The following is a 22,617-nucleotide window of genomic DNA, read 5'->3' as shown; positions in this document are numbered from 1 at the left end:
CATAGTGTATCATAAACTAGTTTTTTGGATTTCTTATGGATTGCTCATTTCGTTGCCGAGTATTCGTTCCGATGACAACTGTGGCGTCCAGCTCAGCGGAACACGCAACCTGAGGAATTAGCCCGCTACGCTCAAAGATATCGAGGGTCTGCGGTACCTGCCGCTCGCTAGTTTCGACTAGCAGGTAGCCGCCGGGTGCCAACCATAACGGTGCAGCAGCCACTACTCTCCGCAGAACATCAAGCCCGTCTGCACCACCATCGAGCGCCATCCTCGCCTCATGTAATCGGGCTTCCGGTGGAAGCAGCCCGATCGCATCGGTAGGAACGTAGGGTACATTTGCCAGCAGTACGTCAACGCGGCCTCTTAGTGCAGCGGGCAGCGGCTCGTATAGGTCACCTTCATACACGTGGCCTCCTGCTGAAACGATGTTGCGACGGGCGCACTTCACTGCCGCAGGATCGATATCGGCAGCATACAATTCGACGTGCCCCACAGCAGCGGCCAATGCAGCACCCAGCGCACCAGAGCCGCAGCATAAGTCCACTACGACGGCTCCGCGGCGCGCGAGGGCTGCTGCCTCACGGACAAGGAACTCGGTGCGGCGCCGGGGCACGAAAACCCCCGGGTCCACAGCTATACGCAAACCGCAGAACTCAGCCCATCCGATGATATGTTCGAGAGGCAAACCAGTGACTCGTTGGTCCACCATAGCAGTGAGTTCAGCCGGCGTTCCTGCCGCAGAAATAAGCAGCCGAGTCTCATCTTCAGCGAAAACACAACCGGCGGCCTGAAGTCTGGTAACGATGAATGTAAACATGGCATCCCCATGAAGGTTGCCACAAGTTAGTTTCCTTGAGTTCAAAAATTCCCCTCATTTCCAAATGAATTATCTTTTCATCAGTTTCAAAGTACCTAGTGATATAAATCATTTTAGCCCTGCATTTGATTAGTGGACAGGTATAAATTGACTATAAGGAACTATTCTGCCCGTTCAAGTTGCCATAAATAAGAGCAGCGCCTTCCCAGGTCAAAAAGCATGAATTTATAAAAATTAAGATAAATCGATGCTCGCTTATTAGGCAGTCCATACAAACATCCCTCCCAGAAACTCAAAAAAAGTATTCGATCCAAAGATCAAATACTTTGCCTAGGCGTGCAGGTTGCTAAACGGAGTGCTTTGACTGCCCATGTAACATAATTGGGCCTGCTTCTCTTCCTTGATCGGCAGTCCTTCGCGAACCGCCTCCTCATCAAACAGGCCGTAAATATAAAGTAACCGTATTAAACTATGTCAAAGCTTTATTTGGTTATAGCCTGCGTTAAAGCTTGTATATACGCTTCTCCTAGCTTGGATAACGAAACATTTTTATGGGAAATCCAACCGACATTGATGGTTTCCTCACAATCCAAAGGTACGGGAATAATTTCATTTCCATTCAAATCGGCGCTAAGGACTCCAGTCGATATGGTGTATCCGTTCAATCCGATCAGCAAATTGAATAGCGTCGCTCTGTCATTAACACGAATACTTTTCTTATGTGTCATCGTACTAAGGATTTCTTCGGAAAAATGAAAGGAATTATACTCTCCTTGGTCAAAGGACAGATACGGATAGTTCTGAAGCTGGTCAATGGTCACGATGGATTGCTTGGCCAGCGGGTTGTTAATACTGATAAAAATATGCGGTTTGGCCGTTAATAAGCTGTTGAATTGCAAATTCGCGCTTTTAAGCAATTTGTTGATGACCTTCCCGTTAAACTCATTCAGATATAAAATCCCGATCTCGCTGCGCATACCTTTGACATCTTCGATAATTTCATACGTTTTGGTCTCGCGCAATGATAATTCATACTCATCCTGGCCATATTCGCGGACCAAAGTCACAAATGCATTGACCGCAAAAGCATAATGCTGAGTGGAAACTGAAAAATGCTGCGGGGAAGGTTTAGCATTGAGGTACCGGCTTTCCAATAATTCCGCCTGCTCGACTACCTGCCGCGCGTAGCTTAAGAATTCAACACCCTCCTTAGAAAGCGATATTCCTTTATTGGATCTTTCGAATATCGCAAGCTGCATTTCTTCTTCCAGATCTCTAATCGCATTTGATAGACTAGGCTGAGAAATAAACAGTTTCTTGGCAGCTTCATTAATAGATCCACAATTTGCGACTTCTATAACGTACTTTAATTGTTGTAATGTCAATTGAATCCTCCCAATAACTTAGAATGGTTAATTATTTAACCTCCCAGAGATGACTTATATACTCGGCTTACCTGCCGCTTGCTGTTAATATATCGCCTTTTACTTTCGACATGTCCGGTAAAAATCCTTCCACATCATTGGTCATTAGTCATTGGCCCCAGTCAGCCTTAGTCCCGTCAATTGCTGGATTAAAACGAAAGAACCGTGCAGCGCACGGCTCTAAAGATGTATTTGTTTTGTCCCTCGACATCTGTGGAGACATATTAACATCATCCTTCAAATGGAACTCTTATCCAATCATAAAAGACTATATTTTCTTCCCTGCTTCATCCAGCTCAACCAAATAAAGATGTCCCTTCTCTCTCTCATTATGCGCATCTGATGAAAATAGTACATATCGATCATCGTGGCTGAATATAGGATGGGGATGTACATCCTGAACCGTAAAGCTGCTATGATGATGGCAAATCCGTTCATAGGTTAATTGACCGCTTGGCCAATCGGTCCGGCATAAGTGAATGGACTGTGCATCGATAATTCCGTCAGTGAGCAGTAAATCAGGATCATTCCCTACGGTGAAATGCCCATATGCCGTCATATGCTGCGGAAATTCAATTTCTGAATAGGCTCCGTCACTTAGGTTAGCCGTACCTACAAAGCTGGCCGCACGCTCAGTTGATTCGTTTCTTTTCATTGAAGGGTCGTTTGGAATACCCCTCGTCCCATGATAGAGGATGGTGGAGCCATCTTTGGACCACATTTCATGACATACCCATAGAGAATTCGATTGATTCGACTGATCGCGAACTTTCTCGATTCTCCCGTTACGGTACAGCCATATCCGTTGATCCACCATCCCTCCTTCATGATTAAATAAGATGGTATGGTGATCTTCCGGATGAAATTGCACATGGGTGATCCAGCCTTGGTGAGAGAAATACGGTTCTGCTACACCTGTTTGTATGTCAATGACAAGAACCTTAGACTCAAGTCGACGATCGGCTACTCTATCACGAATCAATGTGAATGGATTGCCGGGGCCCACTTCAAACGCTTCGCTTGAAACATAAGGAATACATGCGTAACGTCCACAAGCGGACAAATGAGTAAACCCTGTCATCACATGAGCCGGCAACGCGTACACAATTTCCGACTCCAGTGTCTCCACGTCAATAAGTATCACTTTATGATCCTGAATGTACAGGAGGCGATTGGTAGCCGCGCTGTAGCTAGGACTTGCTTTGGCCAGACCTTGGTACGCTTTCCCGTCATAATAGACATAGCTTTTCATAATCCCGTTCCTATTGTCTGACAGCTGTACCGTCTCTCCATCTTCTAAGCTAAGCTTGTATAGATTTGGGTTTCCTTGCATCATATCGCTGATGAAAAGAACTTGTCGGTTGTTTGCCGTAAAGCTGCTGCTTGTAAAATACAAATGGTGATGGTTGCCAGGTAAGGAAGTGAGGCGCGTCACAAGACGACCTGTTTCATTCTCCTCCGCCATGCTCATCGTATGCTTAGTAATATTGCCTTTCATCATCATTGTGCTACCTTCTTCCCGTTTGTATAAAATCGCGGAAGCCATTGGCGGTTAGCTGAAAGAAGCTCATCAGCCAACTGAACCAGCTCGCTGAAATCAGCGGAAGCACTAAGAGGATCCAGACTCAGTGCCTGTACGAATAGATCTCGGTTTCCTTCCAGAGCAGCCCGGACGGTGAGTTCATGGATATCTACATGAAGCCTGACCATACTGGCTATTGAGCCAGGAAGAGGGCCTGCTTCTCTTGGCGACACCCCAAGCTTCGACACATCGGCTAATGTTTCCACCACAATTTCGTTAGGAAGATTGGGAATTTGGCCTTGATTAGGCATATTCACAATAGCGGTTGTGCTGGAATCGGTCACAATAGCCCGAATTATTTCGGTTAGTTCCTCGCCCGACCTGTGCCACGAAATGGCATCATCTTCATGGGTCATCCTTAAAATATGACTGAGCTTGTTGATTTTACTTAGACGCCTGCTGTCCACTGTAGTCTTAATGACTCCGTATTTCATCCCGTAGCCGTTACGGATATTGCAGAGAGCCGGATGAAATTCAACAAGATGACGATCTCCTGCAAGCGGTAAATACCCGAATTGCCTGCATAAAGCAAATTTAGCCGCACCATTGTTATGATACATGCCGATTGCCTGTGACCCACTCCGTTTCTCATCATCCGGTAATTGCTCATGCGTCCGGCAATATTCGCGAATCATAGGCAGCATATCATTGCCTTGGTAATTCGCCTTTGTAAGCCATATGAAGTGGTTGACGCCGGCAACTGAATAATCGAAGCCCTGTTCCTGAAGCCAGTGATACAAATAATCCAGTACATTCATCCCCACAGGTTTGTTCAGACCAAGCATCGGCCCCAAATATTCCGGCAGACAATGGAATTCATGGCAGAGTCCGATCACACGGGTTTGCTTTGCCGCCATATTCATTGCCCGCGTAACTACACTCATCGGGTTGGTTACATTCAATAGCCAGGCTCCCGGACAATAGATTTCCATCTCTTTGACCAAATCGAAAGCTTCCGGGGCAGTGCGCAGGGATGCAGAAATACCGCTAGGGCCGACAGTCATGGACACCGGGAGCCGAATCCCATATTTGATCGGAAGCTCGAGGTCGTTCCAGAATGCGTCCATAGCCCCCGGACTGAATGTTGTCAGAACGAAATTCGTATCCTTCAATGCCTCAGTTCTATTCTCAAATACTGTGATGCGGTAGTCCTTTCTCTTCAATTCATTGAAACGATGAAGCATAGATGCGACTGCTGAAACATGTTCGTGGTTGGGATCAACCAATCTAATTTCTCCACCTTCAATCTCATCCATTAAGTAAATGTCTTTCATCAACCCCGGCATCCAATTCACACTGCCTCCACCAATAACCGTCATAATCATACGGTGAATAGCCATCTCTCACACCCCTATTAACTTTTTCATGATCAGCATAGCATAGCCTGGGGATGCCCACTTCGCTCATTATGTGATTCTATTCAAAACTAACCTATCTTGCTATAATGATTTTAGAAAAATAAAGGAGGCGGTACATTTATGAACTCCCAGCCACCTTATACCCCAACAGGGATGCTGCTCTCAAACTTTAGAAGTCATAAAGAAGAACAACTCCGAATGCTGGAGCATTACCATGACTCCTTCGAGCTAGCCTATTTCGTAAATGCGGATATCCAGCTTTTTATTAAAGATACAAAATACCAAGTTACCAATGGAGATTATCTTTTTATTAATGAATACGAGGTCCATCGCATCTTCTATAATCCTAGGCATCACTACACCAGATACGTTATTAATTTCAAAAAAAGCTACATCTCATCGTTACTTAATGAAGCGGGACTTGTAGACACTTTAGAGTGGATTGTCTCCTATCCACGCCGTAAGCTGGAGTTGTCCTCCAAGCAGCGGTTGGAAATAGAAGATCGATTTCGCCGAATAAATACCTTATACTCTCAGCTGCAGCAAAAAGAGGACCCACTTGGCTCCTCAGAATTAAAGCTCAATCTGTTACTTCTATTAATTAAATATCGTGAGTTTGCAATGGCTAATCAATCGAAATATGCCCCTAAAAAGGATGTTGTTAAAGAATTGATCTCTTATATCGACCGTTGTTACTCAGATCCAATTAAGCTAGAGGATTTAGAGCGGATAAGCGGTATGAGTCGTTATCATATTAGCCGATTGTTTAAGAACGCTACTCATTTCACCATTGTAGAATATATACAACAAAGACGAGTAATCGAGGCTCAAATCAAGCTTAAACAAACGAACAGGCAGGTTCTGGACATTGGTCTGGAATGCGGGTTTCAGAACGCTCAGCATTTTCATCGCGTATTTAGGACAGTAACCGGGCAGTCGCCGCTGCAGTTCCGCAAGCTAGTGGTTCAGGATTTCAGCCTTCAACAATAACAAACCGCCACTTCACGGCCGCCGAATGCCAAATAAGGAAAAACTTCAGGCAGGAAGCAGACTGGAGCCGTCATTAACACATGGCCATTAACTCATCACCCAAGAAACTGACAGTGGAATTGTGGAACAAACTGAAAGCAATGTCAAAAAGCTTATATCCTTGGGCGTGCCCAGGAGTATAAGCCATTGAGTGAGGGATAACGATTTAAGCTCTTTTCAGTGAATGAGCTCAGACTTTTGTAATAGTTTCTGAATAATTACGGCAACTTCTGCTCTTGTAATGAATGCATCCGATGCTAATTGCGTAGAGCTTCTGCCGGAAACAAGTCCCGCCTGCAAGCAATCAGCGACACTGCTTCTCGCCCATTCTGCAATATTATTTGCATCTGCAAATAGAACCAGTTGCTTTCCGTCTTCCTGAGATGGAAGCTTCGCCTTCAGGCCAGTGAGCGTCATCGCTTTGGCAACGATTGACATAGCTTGTTCCCGATTAATCTTTTCCATAGGCCGGAAGGTTCCGTCTTCAAATCCGTTTATTAGCTTGTAACCATATGCTGTTTGTATTGCACCGCTATACCAATCGGAGCTATTCATGTCCGAAAATGATGCAGTTCCGTTATCCAGCTTCAATCCTAATCCACGAACGATAATCGCCGCAAACTCCGCACGAGTAATATCTTTGTCTGGATTGAACATGCCGTTACCGACGCCACTGATGACCATTCTCGATCCCATGTCGTTGATGGTATCCTTCGCCCAGTGTTGAGCTGCATCGGTGAACACAAGCGGATGCCATACAATGGCATAGGTGCTGTTGGTCATGCTGTTCATAATGGCGTAGTACTTACCATCAATGATGGTAATCTTTGTTGGTACATGACGCACAGTTCCTTCAGGTTCAATAATGACCCCGGTTGTGATTTTGTTTGGGTCAACTCCATCCGGAATTGCAATAGTTCGTTCCACATAGGCAGTGAACTGTGATACGTCAAGCTTGTTATCGCCATACGTTGCTCTTACCGAAAAATTGAGCGGCGGGGCCACGATGACGAATTCTCCTTTAGCTGCTGAATTCTCAGCAATCTTCGCTGTCTCTGTTGACGGCGTTGCGATTTCAATTTCAACCTTGATGTCTTTAAGGGCCGCAGTTTTTGCAAGCTGATCCAATATAGTGTTGATGTTGATCTGCTGAGCAGGAATAGTGTAAGAGGCATTGTCCATCTTAATTTCAATGACCGCCTGCTTCTGCTCCATGCTTCTGACCATCTGACCGTTCAATTCAAAAACAACGATATCCGAAATCGTCTTGGCGCGAATCGCAACGACAGCATGTTGACCTATTTCCGTGAGCTTATCATCCAGCTTTTTCTCATCCAACACTGTGGTTGTTATCGTTTGGTTGTTTATCGTAATTGTTGTCGTTACGCCTAAATCTTCTACTATTCCATCAATGAGCACATATATTTTCTCATTGGGTGTGTCTACTGTAGATGGAGTTGTCGGCTGTGTCGGAGTTGTGCTGGTTCCATTTCTAGACGACGACCTTGGCGTAACGACATTAGAGAACGTGGATGTTGCACTACTGCCCATACTATTGATCGCGTTTACCGTAATGGTGTATGGCGTCCCATTCGATAGATTCGTTATTATAATCGGGCTTGCCATTCCTGTTACAGTAACATTGCCTGGTGAAGCTGTGACCTTATAGCGTAATATTTCGCTGCCGCCATTATCTACAGGTGCTGTAAAAGTAACGTTTACTTGACCATTTCCTGCAATAGCTATTATATCCGTGGGTGCTCCTGGAACCGTTTGGGGGATTGCGCTAACTTCGTTGGAAGTGGCACTGTCTCCTCCCGGATTCACTGCTTTAACTACGAAATAATAAGTTGTTCCATTCTTCAAGCCTGTCACATCATAGCTGTAAACTGAACCGCTAACATTGGCTACTTCTGCTCCATAAGTGCTGGAAGTTACACTTTGGTAAACTTTATACCCTGTTGATCCTACTACTGGATTCCACTTTAGACTTATTTGTGCATTTCCAGCAACAGCAGGCTCCAAGAGGGGAACTCCAGGTATAGCAATAGTCGTATCTCTTACGGTAATCGCAAGAGTTTGGGACGTCCCCGCGCTGAAGTTGAACGTCAAACTTGTCGTTCCTACCGGTTTGTTGGCAAGGTAACTCTTCTTGATCGTTACCATGTTGCCCGACATCGTGTAGTCTATTCCTGGCACCAGTTTAGTTGTATCATTGACAATACTGCTCAGATTGTTTCCGTTTAGCGTCAGCGTGGTAGTGACATCCGCCTGGGCAGTGGTCATTTTATCAAAACTTCCCGTCCTCGGGCTGATTGTACTATTAAGTGGTTCTGGTTCTACGATCATATAGCTTTCTCTCATTATAGAGCTATCCGCCATGCCTGCTTTGAGCGCTATTGCTCTAATCGTCATCGCACTCATCACACTAATCGGCTTGCTATAGGTCATGCTACCGATCGTTGGGGTACTGCCATCTGTCGTAAAGTAGATGCTCGCTCCTGCGGTGGATGTACTCAATGCTATAGTGGTGCCGGATGTTACCTCTCCACTTGTCGGATTCGCTGTCGGTACTGCCACTTGCACCATTTGATCAAAGGACGCAGTGACATAGACGTTCGCGGTAACATTGACGTCCCTTCGTGTAGGTGTTGCTACATCATCGCTCCATTTTACGAAATTATACCCAGCATCCGGCACCGCTGTGACTTCTGTGCCATCTGCGCCGCTAATTACGGTCTGCGAAGTGTTGCCGATGATCTTTCCATTTGCTCCTGCTGCGTAACTTATAGTGTAGCTATTTTGTGTATAGTATGCTGTGTACGTAATATCTACCATCACTGTGGTTGCGGCTACTTGCGCGCTGGTCAACTTCGTAGTGCCTCCATCGCTGCTCCAGCCAGCGAACGTGTAGCCAATACTTGGCGTTACTGTCGGTACCGCTGCAGGACTGTTTCCATACGCTACTGTTTCGCTTGTAGCGCTGATCGTTCCATTTGCTCCTGCCGCGTAACTGATAGTGTAGCTATTTTGTGTATAGTACGCTGTGTATGTAATATCTGCCGTCACCGTGCTCGCTGCTATTTGCATACTGGTCAGCTTGGTTGTTCCTCCATCGCTGCTCCAGCCAGCGAACGTGTAGCCAGTATTCGGCGTTACCGTAGGTACCGCTGCAGGACTGTGTCCATACGCTACCGTCTCGCTTGTAGCGCTGATCGTTCCATTTGCTCCTGCCACGTAACTGACTGTGTAACTATTTTGCGTATAGTACGCTGTGTACGTAATATCTACCGTCACTGTGGTTACAGCTACTTGTGTACTGGTCAGCTTGGTTGTGCCTCCATCGCTGCTCCAGCCAGCGAACGTGTAGCCCGTAGTCGGCGTTACCGTCGGTACTGCTGCAGGACTTTGTCCATACGCTACTGTTTCACTTGTAGCGCTGATCGTTCCATTTGCTCCTGCCACGTAACTGACTGTGTAACTATTTTGCGTATAGTACGCTGTGTATGCGATATCTGCCGTCACTGTGGTTGCGGCTACTTGCGCGCTGGTCAGCTTGGTTGTGCCTCCATCGCTGCTCCAGCCAGCGAAAGTGTAGCCCGTAGTTGGCGTTACCGTCGGTACCGCTGCAGGACTGTTTCCATGAGCTACTGTTTCACTTGTAGCGCTGATCGTTCCGTTTGCTCCTGCCACGTAACTGACTGTGTAACTATTTTGCGTATAGTACGCTGTGTACGTAATATCTGCCGTCACTATGGTTGCGCCTACTTGCGCGCTGGTCAGCTTCGTGCTGCCTCCATCGCTGCTCCAGCCAGCGAACGTGTAGCCAATATTAGGCGTTACCATCGGTACCGCTGCAGGACTGTTTCCATGAGCTACTGTTTCACTTGTAGCGCTGATCGTTCCGTTTGCTCCTGCCACGTAACTGACAGTATAGCTATTTTGCGTATAGTACGCTGTGTACGCGATATCTGCCGTCACCGTGGTTAGGGCTACTTGCGTACTGGTCAGCTTCGTGATGCCTCCGTCGCTGCTCCAGCCAACGAACGAGTAGCCAGTATTTGGCGTTACCGTAGGTACCGCTGCCGGACTGTTTCCATACGCAACTGTTTCACTTGTAGCGCTGATCGTTCCATTTGCTCCTGCCGCGTAACTGACAGTGTAGCTATTTTGCGTATAGTACGCTGTGTACGTAATATCTGCCGTCACTGTGGTTACAGCTACTTGTGTACTGGTCAGCTTGGTCGTTCCTCCATCGCTGCTCCAGCCAGCGAAAGTGTAGCCCGTAGTTGGCGTTACCGTCGGTACCGCTGCAGGACTGTTTCCATGAGCTACTGTTTCACTTGTAGCGCTGATCGTTCCATTTGCTCCTGCCCCATAACTAACTGTGTAACTATTTTGCGTATAGTACGCTGTGTATGCGATATCTGCCGTCACAGTTGTTGCGGCTACTTGCGGACTGGTCAGCTTCGTTATGCCTCCGTCGCTGCTCCAGCCAGCGAACGTGTAGCCAATATTCGGCGTTACTGTCGGTACCGCTGCAGGACTGTTTCCATACACTACAGTCTCACTTGTAGCGCTGATCGTTCCGTTTGCTCCTGCCGCGTAACTGATAGTGTAGCTATTTTGTGTATAGTACGCTGTGTATGTAATATCTGCCGTCACCGTGCTCGCTGCTATTTGCATACTGGTCAGCTTGGTTGTTCCTCCGTCGCTGCTCCAGCCAGCGAACGTGTAGCCAGTATTCGGCGTTACCGTAGGTACCGCTGCAGGACTGTGTCCATACGCTACCGTCTCGCTTGTAGCGCTGATCGTTCCGTTAGCTCCTGCCGCGTAACTGACAGTGTAGCTATTTTGTGTATAGTACGCTGTGTACGTGATATCTGCCGTCACAGTTGTTGCGGCTACTTGCGTACTGGTCAGCTTGGTTGTTCCCCCGTCGCTGTTCCAGCCAGTGAAGGTATAGCCAATATTTGGCGTTACCATCGGTACCGCTGCAGGACTGTTTCCATGGGCTACTGTTTCACTTGTAGCGCTGATCGTTCCATTTGCTCCTGCCGCGTAACTGACAGTGTAGCTAATTTGTGTATAGTACGCTGTGTATGTGATATCTGCCGTCACTGTGGTTGCGGCTACTTGCGCGCTGGTCAACTTGGTCGTTCCCCCGTCGCTGCTCCAGCCAGCGAACGTGTAGCCAATATTCGGCGTTACTATCGGTACCGCTGCAGGACTGTTTCCATACGCTACCGTCTCGCTTGCAGCGCTGATCGTTCCGTTCATGCCTGCTGCATACGACACGGTATAGTTTTTTGCTTCCCAATTTGCATATAACTTTACATTGGCCACTCCCATGGTGAAGCTTGTGTTGGCAGCGTAGCTAGTTCCTTTTCCATCTGCTTGTGTGTTCCAACCGATAAATGTGTGACCCTCTTTAATTAAATTGCCACTGTTTTCCTTTATGGTGATCGATGTACCCTGCTCGTAGGTATTACTGTCAACAGGCACGCTCCCCCCAGTACTACCGTTGTCAATATAGGAAATAGAATAAACCGAATTGGTCGTTATCTGCTTAATCCCATAAGCACTTTTATATCCTGCCTGGTCTTTGACAATGATGTTAAAATAGTATTTGGTACCGGGCTTTAAACTTGTAATATCCAGCTTCTCGATATCTTGAGTATAAGCTCCTAAAGGTTTTCCATACCTTTCCATCTGAGCTACAGTCTGAATATTGTTGCTTTCGGACTGATAAACCAAATATTGAAGAGCACTCTGATCACTCATATTATCCGTCGCTTTTACCCAAGTCATAGTCATGCTTGTTGAAGTAATAGACGAGGCAGTGATCGTTCCGTTGTTTATGGATGGCGCTGTTGCGTCCATAACTGCACCGCTTTTCACGGGCAATGATCGACTGATGGCTGTATTGTCTCCCAACTCTCCATCAGCGTTATACCCCCATGACCAAACCATTCCATCGCTTCTCATAGCAAAACTATGAAAACCTCCCCCAGCAATTGCCGTCATTTTGCTCAATTCAGGCACTAGCACAGGTATGTTACGTTGAGTTGTCGTGCCGTCTCCCAATTGGCCATAATTGTTGTACCCCCAAGCGTAAACCTGCCCCTCTGCATCCAATGCGAGACTATGATAGTTTCCTCCGGCAATCGTCGTAGCGTTTGTTAAACCAGATACTTGTACGGGAGCCGTTCGATTCGTTGTCGTCCCATCACCTAACGCACCGTATCTGTTCTCACCCCAAGCCCAAATCCTTCCATTAGCATCCAATGCAAGACTATGATTACCTCCTGCAGCAATCGCTGTTATGTGACTGAGACCAGGCACTTGTTCAGGCAAGATCCGTTGATCTGTCGTTCCATTCCCTAACTGACCCGCACCATTCCATCCCCATGACCAAACCGTACCGTCCTCTTTAAGCGCAAGACTGAAATATCCACCCGCGGCTATTGCCTTTACGTTACTCAACGTGGTTACCTGGACCGGCGTGTTTCGCTGAATGGTCGTTCCGTCACCAAGATCACCATTATCATTTCTTCCCCAAGCCCATACATTACCATTACCGTCCAGAGCAAGAGTGTGATAAGAGGTGCCTCCAGAAATCGCCTTAATGTTACTTAAAGCAGATACCTGCACAGGACTGAGTCGATCTGTTGTAGTACCATCTCCCAGTTGACCGTTTCCATTAGCGCCCCATCCCATTACAGTTCCATCCTTTAAGATCGCGAAGCTGCTTCGAACCCCTCCGGTAATCGACTTAACACTACTTAGACCGGTTGCTTTTCTCGGAACGGCTCTACTGACTGACTCTCCGTTACCCAATTGACCATTACTTCCTCGTCCCCACGACCAGACCGTTCCATCACTAACCAGCCCTACGCTATGGTAATACCCTGCAGCTATTTGAGGAACGACCGCATCATCTGCATGCGCCACGTTCTCGAACAACATAGGAAAACCGCCTATGATGAACATTAGACAAAGACAGAATCTCACTAATTGCTTCACTGTTCTCCCCTCCAGTTTGTAACATTACCGCTCCAATCCTCTTATGATTTCGAGCCTAGTGACCATGTTAGCAAAAATAAATAGTTTACAATATTAACTAAAGTTAACTTTTTGATATTTTTTAACGTTTGTAGAAAGTAAAGTTATTCTGGGAAAAAGCTTTCTCAAGAACGGCTAGCCAAGTTATTTTGCGAAAAAAAAGAGCTGCAATTAAGCAGCCCCTGAACTAATGTACTTGTTCTATAAATTTTAGTTAAATGTATGCCCTGCATTTTCCAACACCGATTTTGCTTTTTCTATGAAATGAACTTTAACTAACAAGTAATCCGTGTTGAAAGAGAAATAGCAAAAATACTTATGTTATTCTCCGCTAACGGATTGGCTAGAGATGCTAATATTCCTGTTAATCCGAAATCCAACACGCCGTCTACTTTTATGCATTTCCAATCATTTTCAACATCGTTTAGAACGTGATGTGGAATATTGGAAGTAGGGCATACAATAGACAGCTCTTCATTTGTACATGTGATAGAAAAAAATTCACCGCCGCTGGCCCATGATGGTACCGTATCTGTCGGAGCTAATCTCACAACAGTAAACAGAGCGTCCAGTATAGTTAAATTCATGTTGTCCCCCCTTAACGCATATTGGAATTATACATGATTCGTTACATGGTTTCATCTCAATAAATGTCTCATTTTATCAGGGTTTCTGACAAAGTATACATTTTGAATTGCATTTCTCTCGACATGTAACATCACAACTGTATCAATCAACTCATCTGAGCGGATTATAAGCCCAGCTTGACCATTTAAATATGTCATTTCAACTTGCAAGCCTTCTTCATAATGAGGAACTTTACGAATTACACCGAGCAGGAACCGGGCAACCAAATCACTGGATTTAATAGGGTGAACGGCGGCGGATGTTTTGCCCCCTCCATCTGAGACCAACACGACATCTTTGGCGAGAATAGATACTATCGTATCCACGTTGCCTCGTTCGAGAGCCGACAGGAACCTACGAACCCATTCTTCACTCCCAGCTTCTGGAAGGATCGGCTCTTCCATGCCAATCCCCATCTTTCCTCTCGCTCGACTGAGCAGTTTGCGGCAATTAGTCTCGCTTTTTCCAACCAGCTCGGCTATAACGGTATATTCAAAGCCGAGCGCTTCACGAAGCACGAACACAACTCGTTCTGCAATCGATAGCCTTTCAAGCAGCACAAGCATGGCATAAGACAATAGTTCGCTACGAACAATCGAATCGATTGATTCATCTTCAGGAGTAAGAATGGGCTCTGGAAGCCATTGTCCGAAATATTGTTCCCTTCGCTTACGCGCTGATTTCAGTAAATCCAGACAGCGATTTGTCACCATCTTGCACAGATAGGCTTTCGGTTCAACCAGACGCTCGGGATTAACGTCATACATCTTCAGAAATACGTCCTGTACAGCATCCTCCGCATCGGAGACCGAACCAGTCAATTGGTAGGCAAGCGTAAACAGCAGTCCCTTATACTGTTCATATAACTCTTGCATCTAACCACCCCTATTCATATCCATTGACCCATTATTCATGTGTTATTTTAACAGACTTGCCAAGTCCCATGTAACCTTTCTCATTCGCCAACCCAGCTTCCCTGTAAAAATAACATCTATTCCCCATTTGCGCGTCCACGCTATTCCCTGCTCCGGACCTAAACCAAAGCAGAAAAAATCTATAAAACCCTTATGCACGGGTGCAGGACGCCCTGCAAGATCCGCTGCTATAATCTTGGCGAGCCTTGCCGCTTGAGCGGTCGCCTCCTTACACGTCTTCCCGTCCGCTCTTCCACTAGGATCTACGATTCGCGCGCAGTCGCCGATACTGTATACATCCTGAGCATCCTGAACCCGATAGCTTTCATCTACAATCACATAGCCATCCGAATTGACCGGCATCCCTATATTCCTCAGCATTGGATTAGGTAATAACCCTAGTGTCCAGATACATAGGCCGACGGACATCGTTTCGCCAGAAGATAAGGTTAGCGCTCCCTCTTTTTCCTCTAAAACTTTACAATCATGGATGACGGTTACTCCGCAAGCTTCTATTGCACGCTCCAGTTTAATACCTACTTTGGCCGGGCCTTCCGGAAAAAGTCTCTTGTTCGTATTAAATAAATATATCTTCACATCACCCGGATTAAGTCCTAACTGCTGCGCATCTTCTCGAACAAAATGAGCCAGCTCGGCAGAAGTTTCGATGCCGCTTATACCTGCACCCGCAATGGCAATGGTCATTAGTCTCTGGCGTTCTTGCGTATTTATTTCATTAACAGCTTTCTTTAATTTCGTGCGCCACGTCTCTCTGATCTTCTGTGCTTCCTCCAAGCTTGCCAATGCCACCCCACCCTGTTGAGTATCGGGCTGCCGTACGATGCTGCCTAACGCCATAACAAGAACATTATAGTTTATAGAGTTTTCATTTCCTTCTGAATCCTTATAATGCAGCCTTCTAGCTTCTCTTTCGATTTTCGTTACAGTAGCCTGAATGAGCTCAATTCCTTCCGGAAACAACCTTATCAGTGGGATGATAATATCATCGTTCCCGGCTGCAGGCTTAAAAAGCAATACTTTACGCAAATGATAGGAGTTCTTATCAATTAATACAATTCGAATTAGAAACTGGTGTGCCTCACTGCTAAATGTTTTTCGAATCGCCTTAACTGCATTAATGCCCGCATATCCTCCGCCAACGACTATACATGTCAATTCTTTCATTACAACCACTCCTTTATCTCGTTTGCACATAAAACGAGGTAAGGGGTCGATTTGTGACAACAACGATTAAGCAGATGATTACCGAATATTCAAGCCTATTTTGCCTCTAATAAGCTGTGCTGCTTGTTACATGAATTAGAAAAGTAGCCGCGGCGGCTACATGCTCTTTGAAAATAATTCACCTATAGTGTTCAGTTAGCTCCATCCGTTACAATTATCATATCTGCCTTCAATAAAGGTCTTAGTGTTTCTAAATAATATTCTTCTGCTTCCCAGTACCTTCTTTTAAATTTCTGTATATCCCTTTGAGTGCTGGCCCCTTCACGAAGAAAGCGTTCATCTTTAGAGCAGTCCAGATAAACCATGTAATCAAAAAACTCTCGCCACTCTTCTCGTTGAAGAAAAACACCCTCAACTACAATAATACATTCCTCAGGAATCAACACGGTTTTTATATTCTGCTCATCGGACTCACTACTGTAGAAAGGAGGTTCTACCTCATCATGAAAGCGCACTTTATCGAATAAGTTGTCCCTTAAGTAGTTAATATCCCATTGGAGATTGTAGTACTCGTACCATTCCTCCTGACCCGTGCCATATCTTTTTTCCCGCTCTACTATGTGGTCGTCAATGTGAAAAATAACGACATCCATCTGCTGATGTTGTAACTTTTCCTTTATTTTTGCTGTAAATGTTGTTTTTCCAGAGCGGCTTAAGCCATCTATTCCTAACAGGAATCGGTTATTAACGTGCAATCTTGTGACAGTATTCACTAGCTTGGCCACTTCATTGTTTTCTTCTGCCTGAAAAGAACTCATAATTATCCGTCCCCTTATATTTAAGTGAATTCCGGTTATTTGTCGAAATGTTGCAAAAGTGGGCTTCCTCTGTCGAGGATCAAGAAGGTGATTTATCAAAATCCGCCCCTTCCTTTCTGCAAGTCCCCCCTCCATTTATCTCTCCTCTTTATTTCTTTAACCGATCATGGATATCCTTCCTTAGCCAAAGTGCAATAATAATCAGGAAAAATGCCAAATAAAAGCGGCTCCTCTACTTCTAGAGGAACCGCCCTTAATGAGATTGTTACTGGTTGCATCTGCCACGCCACGCCGACTTATTTTAAGCTATCCAATAAAGTCTTGATTTGTGGGCTCAGATTTAGTGTATTCATGATGATCGTCAACGCTTCTGCTCTGGTAGATTGGGCATCTGGTTTAAAATTATTCCCTTCCTTACCTGTAACAATCCCCGTTTGTGCTGCTTCTTGGATTTGGCTGGAGGCAAATGAATTGCTAGTGTCGGAAAACGCTCCGTTAGATTCGTTCTTCTTCACGGTGTTCATATTCACGATCCTGCTAATAATAGTGACCATTTCAGCTCGGGTGACGGTTTGGTCTGGACGGAACTCTTGCCCATAACCGTTCAATATCCCGGCATTAGAAAGCTTTTCCAGGGTATCTTTGGCCCAGTGGTTCCTGATATCGTTCATTACAACCGATTGCTTGAGGTCGTTGTTGATACCGAATACTCTGTCGATAATCACTGCAAATTCAGCGCGTGTGATTGCGCCATCCGGTCTGAATTTTCCATCGTTATAGCCTTCAATGATGTTCAATTTAATGAAGGTGTCTATCGTTTTATTGGCCCAATGCTGCTGGATGTCAGAGAATTGTATTTTAACTTCAGCTCTATTGGCATTTTCAACCCTTGTTGAAATGCGGTTAACCACACTGCTGTCCGTTTTTACAGCATCGCTTTTAAACACGTCCGTAATCGCGGGCTGAGTTGAAGGCACCGTCGGCGCGGCTTTATCCTCAGGCTGTTTCGCATCAGTAGCAGGCGCTGCTGGAGTAGAAGCTCCGGTGCTACTGCTACTGTGGCTGGCCGGTCTAGGTACGGTGACCGCTACCACTTTGGACTGGCCTGAGTAGGAAACGGTAATATCGGCCGAGCCGAAACCTACTGCCGTTATTGCACCGGCTGCGCTTACGATCGCCACATTCCCATTTGAGGTACTGTATGAAGCCGTTGCAGTGACATCAGCTGTTGTATTATTGCTGTATGCCGCTGAGACGGCAAGCTGTTTCACTCCATTTATGGTGATGTTGGCGTTGGCAGCATCAACGGAAAGCGAAGTTACTGTCACCTGAACAGGTAATGGAGATACATTTACTGCAATAGTTCTAGTCTCTTGAGCTCCGTTAGCTTTGTTAATCATTACCGTTACATTTCCTGTTACAGCTGCACTTGTATGAGTGATGGCTCCGTTGTTGGCTACGTTTGCGTTGGAAGATACCAAAGTCAAAGTTACTCCCGTATCGCTCATCCCACTTAACCCGTTCAAGTAGGTCAAAAGATTCGTATACGTTCCTTCTGTAACCGTGAGGCTTGATGGCAGCAAAGCTTTAGCTGAAGCAATCGATGCATTGGCAAGCTCAGCTGGCGTTAGCGTGTGCGCCGCTACAGTAACGGCAATCGTTTTAGTAGCTTGAGTACCGTTGGCTTTGTTAATCAGTACTGTGACATTTCCGGTTACTGCAGCGCTTGTATAAGTGATGGTTCCGTCATTGGCTACGTTTGCGTTGGAGGACGTCAAGCTCAACGTTACCCCCGTTGCGCTCATCCCGCTTAACCCATTTAAGTAGGTCAAAAGATTCGTATACGTTCCTTCTGTAACCGTGAGGCTTGATGGCAGCAAAGCTTTGGCTGCTGCTATCGATGCATTGGCAAGCTCAGCTGGCGTTGGCGTGTGCGCCGGTACGGTAACGGCAATGGTTTTAGTATCTTGAGTTTCGCCTGCTTTGGTGATGATTACCGATACATTTCCAGTTACTGCAGTGCTTGTAAAAGTAATGGCTCCGTTATTGGCTACGTTTGCGTTGGAGGACGTTAAGCTCAACGTTACCCCCGTTGCACTCATCCCGCTTAGTCCATTTAAGTAGGTCAAGAGATTCGTAATTGTGCCTTCTGTAACCGTGAGGCTTGACGGCAGCAAATTTTTAGCAACTGTGATAGCACTTTCACTAGCAAAAGTATGTTTAACGATCACACCCGAGGATAAAGAGGAGATATAGTGTGTTCCATCTGGAAGAAAGATCACACCGTTCGCCGCCGGATTGCTCGTCGACTCTAAAAATTTAATTTTGGTAGGATCAGTAGCCGATTTTACGGTAAGGTCCGCTTTATCGATTTTGTAAGCTTTTTCCCAATCATCAACAAAATAAAGGTCACCGTTTGTGTTAAATGCTATACCATTAATCGCTTGCGACGCGCCGGTAATGACTGCTGTTGGAACCGTCTGCCCTAGATCCAGCCTGTAGATGCCTTTCGTTATATAATCAGTCATAAACAGATTGTCATTTGCGTCAAAAGTTAGCCCATAGATATAATTAAGGTCTCCTAAAAAATAGGATTGACTTAGAGTGTTTACCTGACTCGCATTCAACGGTAGACTCGTTAGCGAGGCCGCCGAAATCTTAAAAACGTTTTTGTTGCTGTCCTTTGTATAGAATAAGTCTCCTTGGCTGTTGATGGCCACAGCCATCGGGGAGCTACCGGTACTCATGACCAATACATCGCTTACCTGTCCGGTAGTTGTTGAAATACGAGAGATTTTACCAGGACCCCGTTGGGCTACATAGATATAGCCGTTATAGTAGGCCATAGATCTGGGGTCGCTAATGGTGATCGAATCAGCCGGGCTTGCAGCCCCGACCGAGGAGAGCGGAATCATACTGAGAATCATAGTTAAGATCATTACGATAATTAGAGCTTTTTTACCTTGCATACTAGTGAAAAGCCTCCTTGTTAGTAGATTAAAATACGAAGATGAATAGTGCAGGTATCTCTAAATGACAAAAGTTAAATGTATTGCCTCCTTTGTGAATAAAGTACTAATTTTCGACAAAAATCATAATAAATAGACACTTCTTTTTATCACACCGGCTCTCAACAAATTCTAAACATCCGTAGTTACCGCTATTTCAACCCTATAATTTCCAGAAAAAAACGAGCCTCTAGAATCACTTCTATGGCTCGTCATCGCATATATGCTGTTCACCTGATCATCTCTATTTGCTGTAAAGACGGTTGCGCCAACAGTAAGACGCCTCAAATATAGCAAAAATACCGACTACCACAGCAACCAGTATTATCGCCCATATACCGAAAACTGTTAATGTAACAACGGAACCGTTAGCCCCCAGCAAAAGTATGCTGTCGACCACCCAAAGTAAGTCCACGATGGAAAAAATGAGTACCCCCCTATAAGGAACAACTTTCTTGGTAGCCGCCCATACTAGAAAGGAAACGACAATGAGCAGGAAAATCCCCGTCCCTATCAAGGCTGACCGGTTGTCCAGTCCTGTCCAATCTGTAACATACTTCGGAAATAAAAGCAGTAGAAGTCCACAAGCCCCTGATGAAACGGCATTCGTCAATAGAACCTTTCGGATCAGAAAATCCCCTGTCACCGACTTTGCCCCATTTTGTTGCAGTGTCATGATAAGCACCTCTCTTAGCAGAATTGATTTCACACGTTCAATATAAGCAAGAAAAGACTGCCAACACCATACAATTGGGTGCCAAATGATGCCAATTTGCGGATTTATTACGAATCAATTAGAAGTATATCTTTGCTCATATTCACTTGCTCAATCATATGACCAATGTTTCCTTCACCTGCATACAAAGACATATCAAAAAAGTCTTTATTCAGCTCAGACCAATACAATTCATTTTCATCCCCTGAGATCATTACATCGCGCTTTAATTTCCCAACATAAACTTCAACATAGCAATGCTGCAAATAGTATTTAAAATCCATTAAATGATTCAATCTAACATCCTCTTTTGAAATGCCGGTTTCTTCCAATAATTCTCTGTAAGCAGCTTCAATTCCCGTCTCTCCAACTTCGATTTTTCCACCAACCAGATTGCTTAATCCTATGTAGGGATTTTTTAATCGTTTGCACATTAGCAGTCGATCCATGTCTTTGTTGTATATCATAAGAACGTTATATCCTTGCATTGCATGACCTCCTTGTATTGTCCATATAACCTCTACTTCGATATTTTCCTTTAAACATACAATATATAGCTAATGAACTTCCGTGTTACTTTCTATTATACAACGGATTTCCCTACTGCTTTCCCCATCTTCAACCGTGTGCTTGCAAACAAGCTAAAGATAATTAATCCAAGATTAAGTACCATAGCGCCGGAAATTCCAACTTCCATCAATAATCCGGATGCTTGACTGAAAGCAATGATCGCACCCCCAATACCAATAACGATACCGGGTGTAAAGGAATCTGCGAACTGAAGGTTTGCTGAAACCTCACCTGACTCTCCTTCTTTGGCATTAGCAAAAGCTACAGCACCGCTAGTAGGATGAGCCAATCCGATCCCAATTCCTGTTATCATTTGACCGATGATCGACAAAGCAATATTGATGGCAGGCACCCAAACGACAATTCCAATACCAATAATCATGAGGGAAACACCCATTTTAATTCGTTTATTCCTACCTCGCCCTTGATCCGCAGCGTCCCAGTGAGATTGCATATAGGACACAACGCACCAACTAAGTGCCGCACTTGCCACAATTAATCCAGCCAAATCCGCTGTTAGTCCTTTTGTTTCTGTCAGTGCAAGTACTAAAAAGTTTTGAGTACTCACATAAGCAGCGAAAAATAATCCTCTCGAAGCAATTAACGAAGGCAAGCCCAAGCGAAATTTCATCGTACCTGCAGGAAGCAATTTACGGAGTGGCTGAACCATGAGACCCAAGCCAACGAGTACTAATACAATTCCTATTGCTTTCGGAAGCATACCAAGACCGCTCAAGAAAATTCCGGTACCGATAGCAAGCAGAATGGATAGCCATGTCGCTCCTGCTCCACTCTTCTTTTCTACGTTAGGAAATTTTAATTTACGGAAGACGGGTAAGCTCAGAAAAGCTGCAAGTACTAAAAATGGCAGCACTCCCCAGAATACGAACCTCCACGAAAATTGTTGTGCAATCACACCGGCAACATAAGGACCGATCATAGAGGGCAGAACATAAGCTGTTCCAAAAGCACCTAATATTTTGGGGCGAAGCTCATCCGGGTAACTTAAGGAAATTGCAGTATAAACGCAAGTCATCATCGCTCCCGCTCCAAACCCCTGCAATGCCCGTGAAGCTATTAAAACAATCATATCGTTAGCAACTGCCGCAGCGATCAATCCAATTACAAATAAAATAATAGCTACCGTAAATGGCAATGCAGGCCCTTTTCTATCGATAAGTCGTCCTACGACTAAGGTTCCAATAATTTGAGCAAGCAAATAAGCGCTGAAAATCCAACCATAAAGCTTTATTCCTTTTAAATCATTAGCTATAGCTGGAGCGACTGTGGTTACTGCCAATCCTTCAAACCCGACTGCCATTACAGCCAAAATGATCCCAATAGACAAAGCAAGGTATTTCGGTCCAAAAATACTTTGAGTTGACGACATAATGCTTAACCTCCATATATTGTGCCTGATTTATGTATACATCGCATCCGGATTACTTTGTAAACATTTTACTTTACAAAGTATAATATCCTAATTTTACTTAGTCAACATT

General features: G+C 45.2%; 14 protein-coding genes. 1 reads left to right on the top strand and 13 read right to left on the bottom strand.

Annotated elements, in window-relative coordinates; all coding sequences use genetic code 11:
* Window positions 1-16: 16 nt before the first annotated feature.
* The 4 genes from ACFQ0C_RS21225 to ACFQ0C_RS21210 form a co-directional block, all read right to left on the bottom strand.
* Window positions 17-820 (bottom strand): putative protein N(5)-glutamine methyltransferase, encoded by an 804-nt coding sequence (locus ACFQ0C_RS21225; protein WP_379369295.1) that lies wholly within the window; start codon window positions 818-820, stop codon window positions 17-19.
* Window positions 821-1,302: 482 nt separating this feature from the next.
* The gene (locus ACFQ0C_RS21220) at window positions 1,303-2,205 is read right to left on the bottom strand and encodes a LysR family transcriptional regulator (protein WP_379369292.1); all 903 of its coding nucleotides are present in this window, start codon (window positions 2,203-2,205) and stop codon (window positions 1,303-1,305) included.
* A gap of 307 nt (window positions 2,206-2,512) precedes the next feature.
* Window positions 2,513-3,748: an oligogalacturonate lyase family protein gene (locus ACFQ0C_RS21215; protein WP_379369290.1), complete on the bottom strand. Its 1,236-nt coding sequence runs from the start codon at window positions 3,746-3,748 to the stop codon at window positions 2,513-2,515.
* Window positions 3,745-5,166 carry a family 4 glycosyl hydrolase gene (locus ACFQ0C_RS21210; protein WP_379369288.1) on the bottom strand — a complete coding sequence of 474 codons (1,422 nt, stop codon included), beginning with the start codon at window positions 5,164-5,166 and terminating at the stop codon, window positions 3,745-3,747. The genes ACFQ0C_RS21215 and ACFQ0C_RS21210 overlap by 4 nt, the downstream gene beginning before the upstream one ends.
* Window positions 5,167-5,304: 138 nt before the next feature.
* Here ACFQ0C_RS21210 and ACFQ0C_RS21205 point away from each other — a divergent pair, with 138 nt between their 5' ends.
* A complete protein-coding gene (locus tag ACFQ0C_RS21205; protein ID WP_379369286.1) occupies window positions 5,305-6,174 on the top strand; it encodes a helix-turn-helix domain-containing protein in 870 nt (289 codons plus the stop codon).
* A gap of 216 nt (window positions 6,175-6,390) precedes the next feature.
* Here ACFQ0C_RS21205 and ACFQ0C_RS21190 read toward each other — a convergent pair whose 3' ends face one another.
* The 9 genes from ACFQ0C_RS21190 to ACFQ0C_RS21150 all read right to left on the bottom strand — a co-directional run bounded on the left by ACFQ0C_RS21190 (window position 6,391) and on the right by ACFQ0C_RS21150 (window position 22,505).
* A complete protein-coding gene (locus ACFQ0C_RS21190) occupies window positions 6,391-13,239 on the bottom strand; it encodes an InlB B-repeat-containing protein (protein WP_445324360.1) in 6,849 nt (2,282 codons plus the stop codon).
* A gap of 314 nt (window positions 13,240-13,553) precedes the next feature.
* Entirely contained in the window at window positions 13,554-13,865 is a 312-nt protein-coding gene (locus ACFQ0C_RS21185) for an ACT domain-containing protein (protein WP_379369284.1), read from the bottom strand.
* Window positions 13,866-13,916: 51 nt separating this feature from the next.
* Window positions 13,917-14,780, bottom strand: coding sequence for an RNA polymerase sigma factor SigJ (sigJ, locus tag ACFQ0C_RS21180; protein WP_379369282.1), 864 nt, complete (start codon window positions 14,778-14,780; stop codon window positions 13,917-13,919).
* 42 nt (window positions 14,781-14,822) lie between these two features.
* Entirely contained in the window at window positions 14,823-16,004 is a 1,182-nt protein-coding gene (locus tag ACFQ0C_RS21175) for an NAD(P)/FAD-dependent oxidoreductase (RefSeq protein ID WP_379369280.1), read from the bottom strand.
* Between the two features lie 191 nt (window positions 16,005-16,195).
* Window positions 16,196-16,822 (bottom strand): kinase, encoded by a 627-nt coding sequence (locus ACFQ0C_RS21170; RefSeq protein ID WP_379369278.1) that lies wholly within the window; start codon window positions 16,820-16,822, stop codon window positions 16,196-16,198.
* Window positions 16,823-17,118: 296 nt separating this feature from the next.
* A complete protein-coding gene (locus ACFQ0C_RS21165; protein WP_379369276.1) occupies window positions 17,119-19,791 on the bottom strand; it encodes an S-layer homology domain-containing protein in 2,673 nt (890 codons plus the stop codon).
* A gap of 283 nt (window positions 19,792-20,074) precedes the next feature.
* Window positions 20,075-20,506, bottom strand: coding sequence for a hypothetical protein (locus tag ACFQ0C_RS21160; protein ID WP_379369274.1), 432 nt, complete (start codon window positions 20,504-20,506; stop codon window positions 20,075-20,077).
* Between the two features lie 107 nt (window positions 20,507-20,613).
* Window positions 20,614-21,033 carry an NUDIX hydrolase gene (locus ACFQ0C_RS21155; protein ID WP_379369272.1) on the bottom strand — a complete coding sequence of 140 codons (420 nt, stop codon included), beginning with the start codon at window positions 21,031-21,033 and terminating at the stop codon, window positions 20,614-20,616.
* Between the two features lie 95 nt (window positions 21,034-21,128).
* Window positions 21,129-22,505 carry an MFS transporter gene (locus tag ACFQ0C_RS21150; RefSeq protein WP_379369270.1) on the bottom strand — a complete coding sequence of 459 codons (1,377 nt, stop codon included), beginning with the start codon at window positions 22,503-22,505 and terminating at the stop codon, window positions 21,129-21,131.
* Window positions 22,506-22,617 lie beyond the last annotated feature (112 nt).

The sequence above is a fragment of the Paenibacillus sp. GCM10027630 genome, assembly GCF_042676305.1.
Taxonomy (GTDB): Bacteria; Bacillota; Bacilli; order Paenibacillales; family NBRC-103111; genus Paenibacillus_S.
The sequence above is the reverse complement of the archived record's forward strand: the minus strand, read 5'-3'. Positions and strand labels throughout refer to the sequence as shown.

Excerpts from the sequence above, each read along its gene's own strand:
- ACFQ0C_RS21225 (WP_379369295.1), bottom strand. The coding sequence starts at position 820 with ATGTTTACATTCATCGTTACCAGACTTCAGGCCGCCGGTTGTGTTTTC.
- ACFQ0C_RS21215 (WP_379369290.1), bottom strand. The coding sequence starts at position 3,748 with ATGATGATGAAAGGCAATATTACTAAGCATACGATGAGCATGGCGGAG.
- ACFQ0C_RS21210 (WP_379369288.1), bottom strand. The coding sequence starts at position 5,166 with ATGGCTATTCACCGTATGATTATGACGGTTATTGGTGGAGGCAGTGTG.
- ACFQ0C_RS21205 (WP_379369286.1), top strand. The coding sequence starts at position 5,305 with ATGAACTCCCAGCCACCTTATACCCCAACAGGGATGCTGCTCTCAAAC.
- ACFQ0C_RS21185 (WP_379369284.1), bottom strand. The coding sequence starts at position 13,865 with ATGAATTTAACTATACTGGACGCTCTGTTTACTGTTGTGAGATTAGCT.
- sigJ (WP_379369282.1), bottom strand. The coding sequence starts at position 14,780 with ATGCAAGAGTTATATGAACAGTATAAGGGACTGCTGTTTACGCTTGCC.
- ACFQ0C_RS21175 (WP_379369280.1), bottom strand. The coding sequence starts at position 16,004 with ATGAAAGAATTGACATGTATAGTCGTTGGCGGAGGATATGCGGGCATT.
- ACFQ0C_RS21170 (WP_379369278.1), bottom strand. The coding sequence starts at position 16,822 with ATGAGTTCTTTTCAGGCAGAAGAAAACAATGAAGTGGCCAAGCTAGTG.
- ACFQ0C_RS21165 (WP_379369276.1), bottom strand. The coding sequence starts at position 19,791 with ATGCAAGGTAAAAAAGCTCTAATTATCGTAATGATCTTAACTATGATT.
- ACFQ0C_RS21160 (WP_379369274.1), bottom strand. The coding sequence starts at position 20,506 with ATGACACTGCAACAAAATGGGGCAAAGTCGGTGACAGGGGATTTTCTG.
- ACFQ0C_RS21155 (WP_379369272.1), bottom strand. The coding sequence starts at position 21,033 with ATGCAAGGATATAACGTTCTTATGATATACAACAAAGACATGGATCGA.
- ACFQ0C_RS21150 (WP_379369270.1), bottom strand. The coding sequence starts at position 22,505 with ATGTCGTCAACTCAAAGTATTTTTGGACCGAAATACCTTGCTTTGTCT.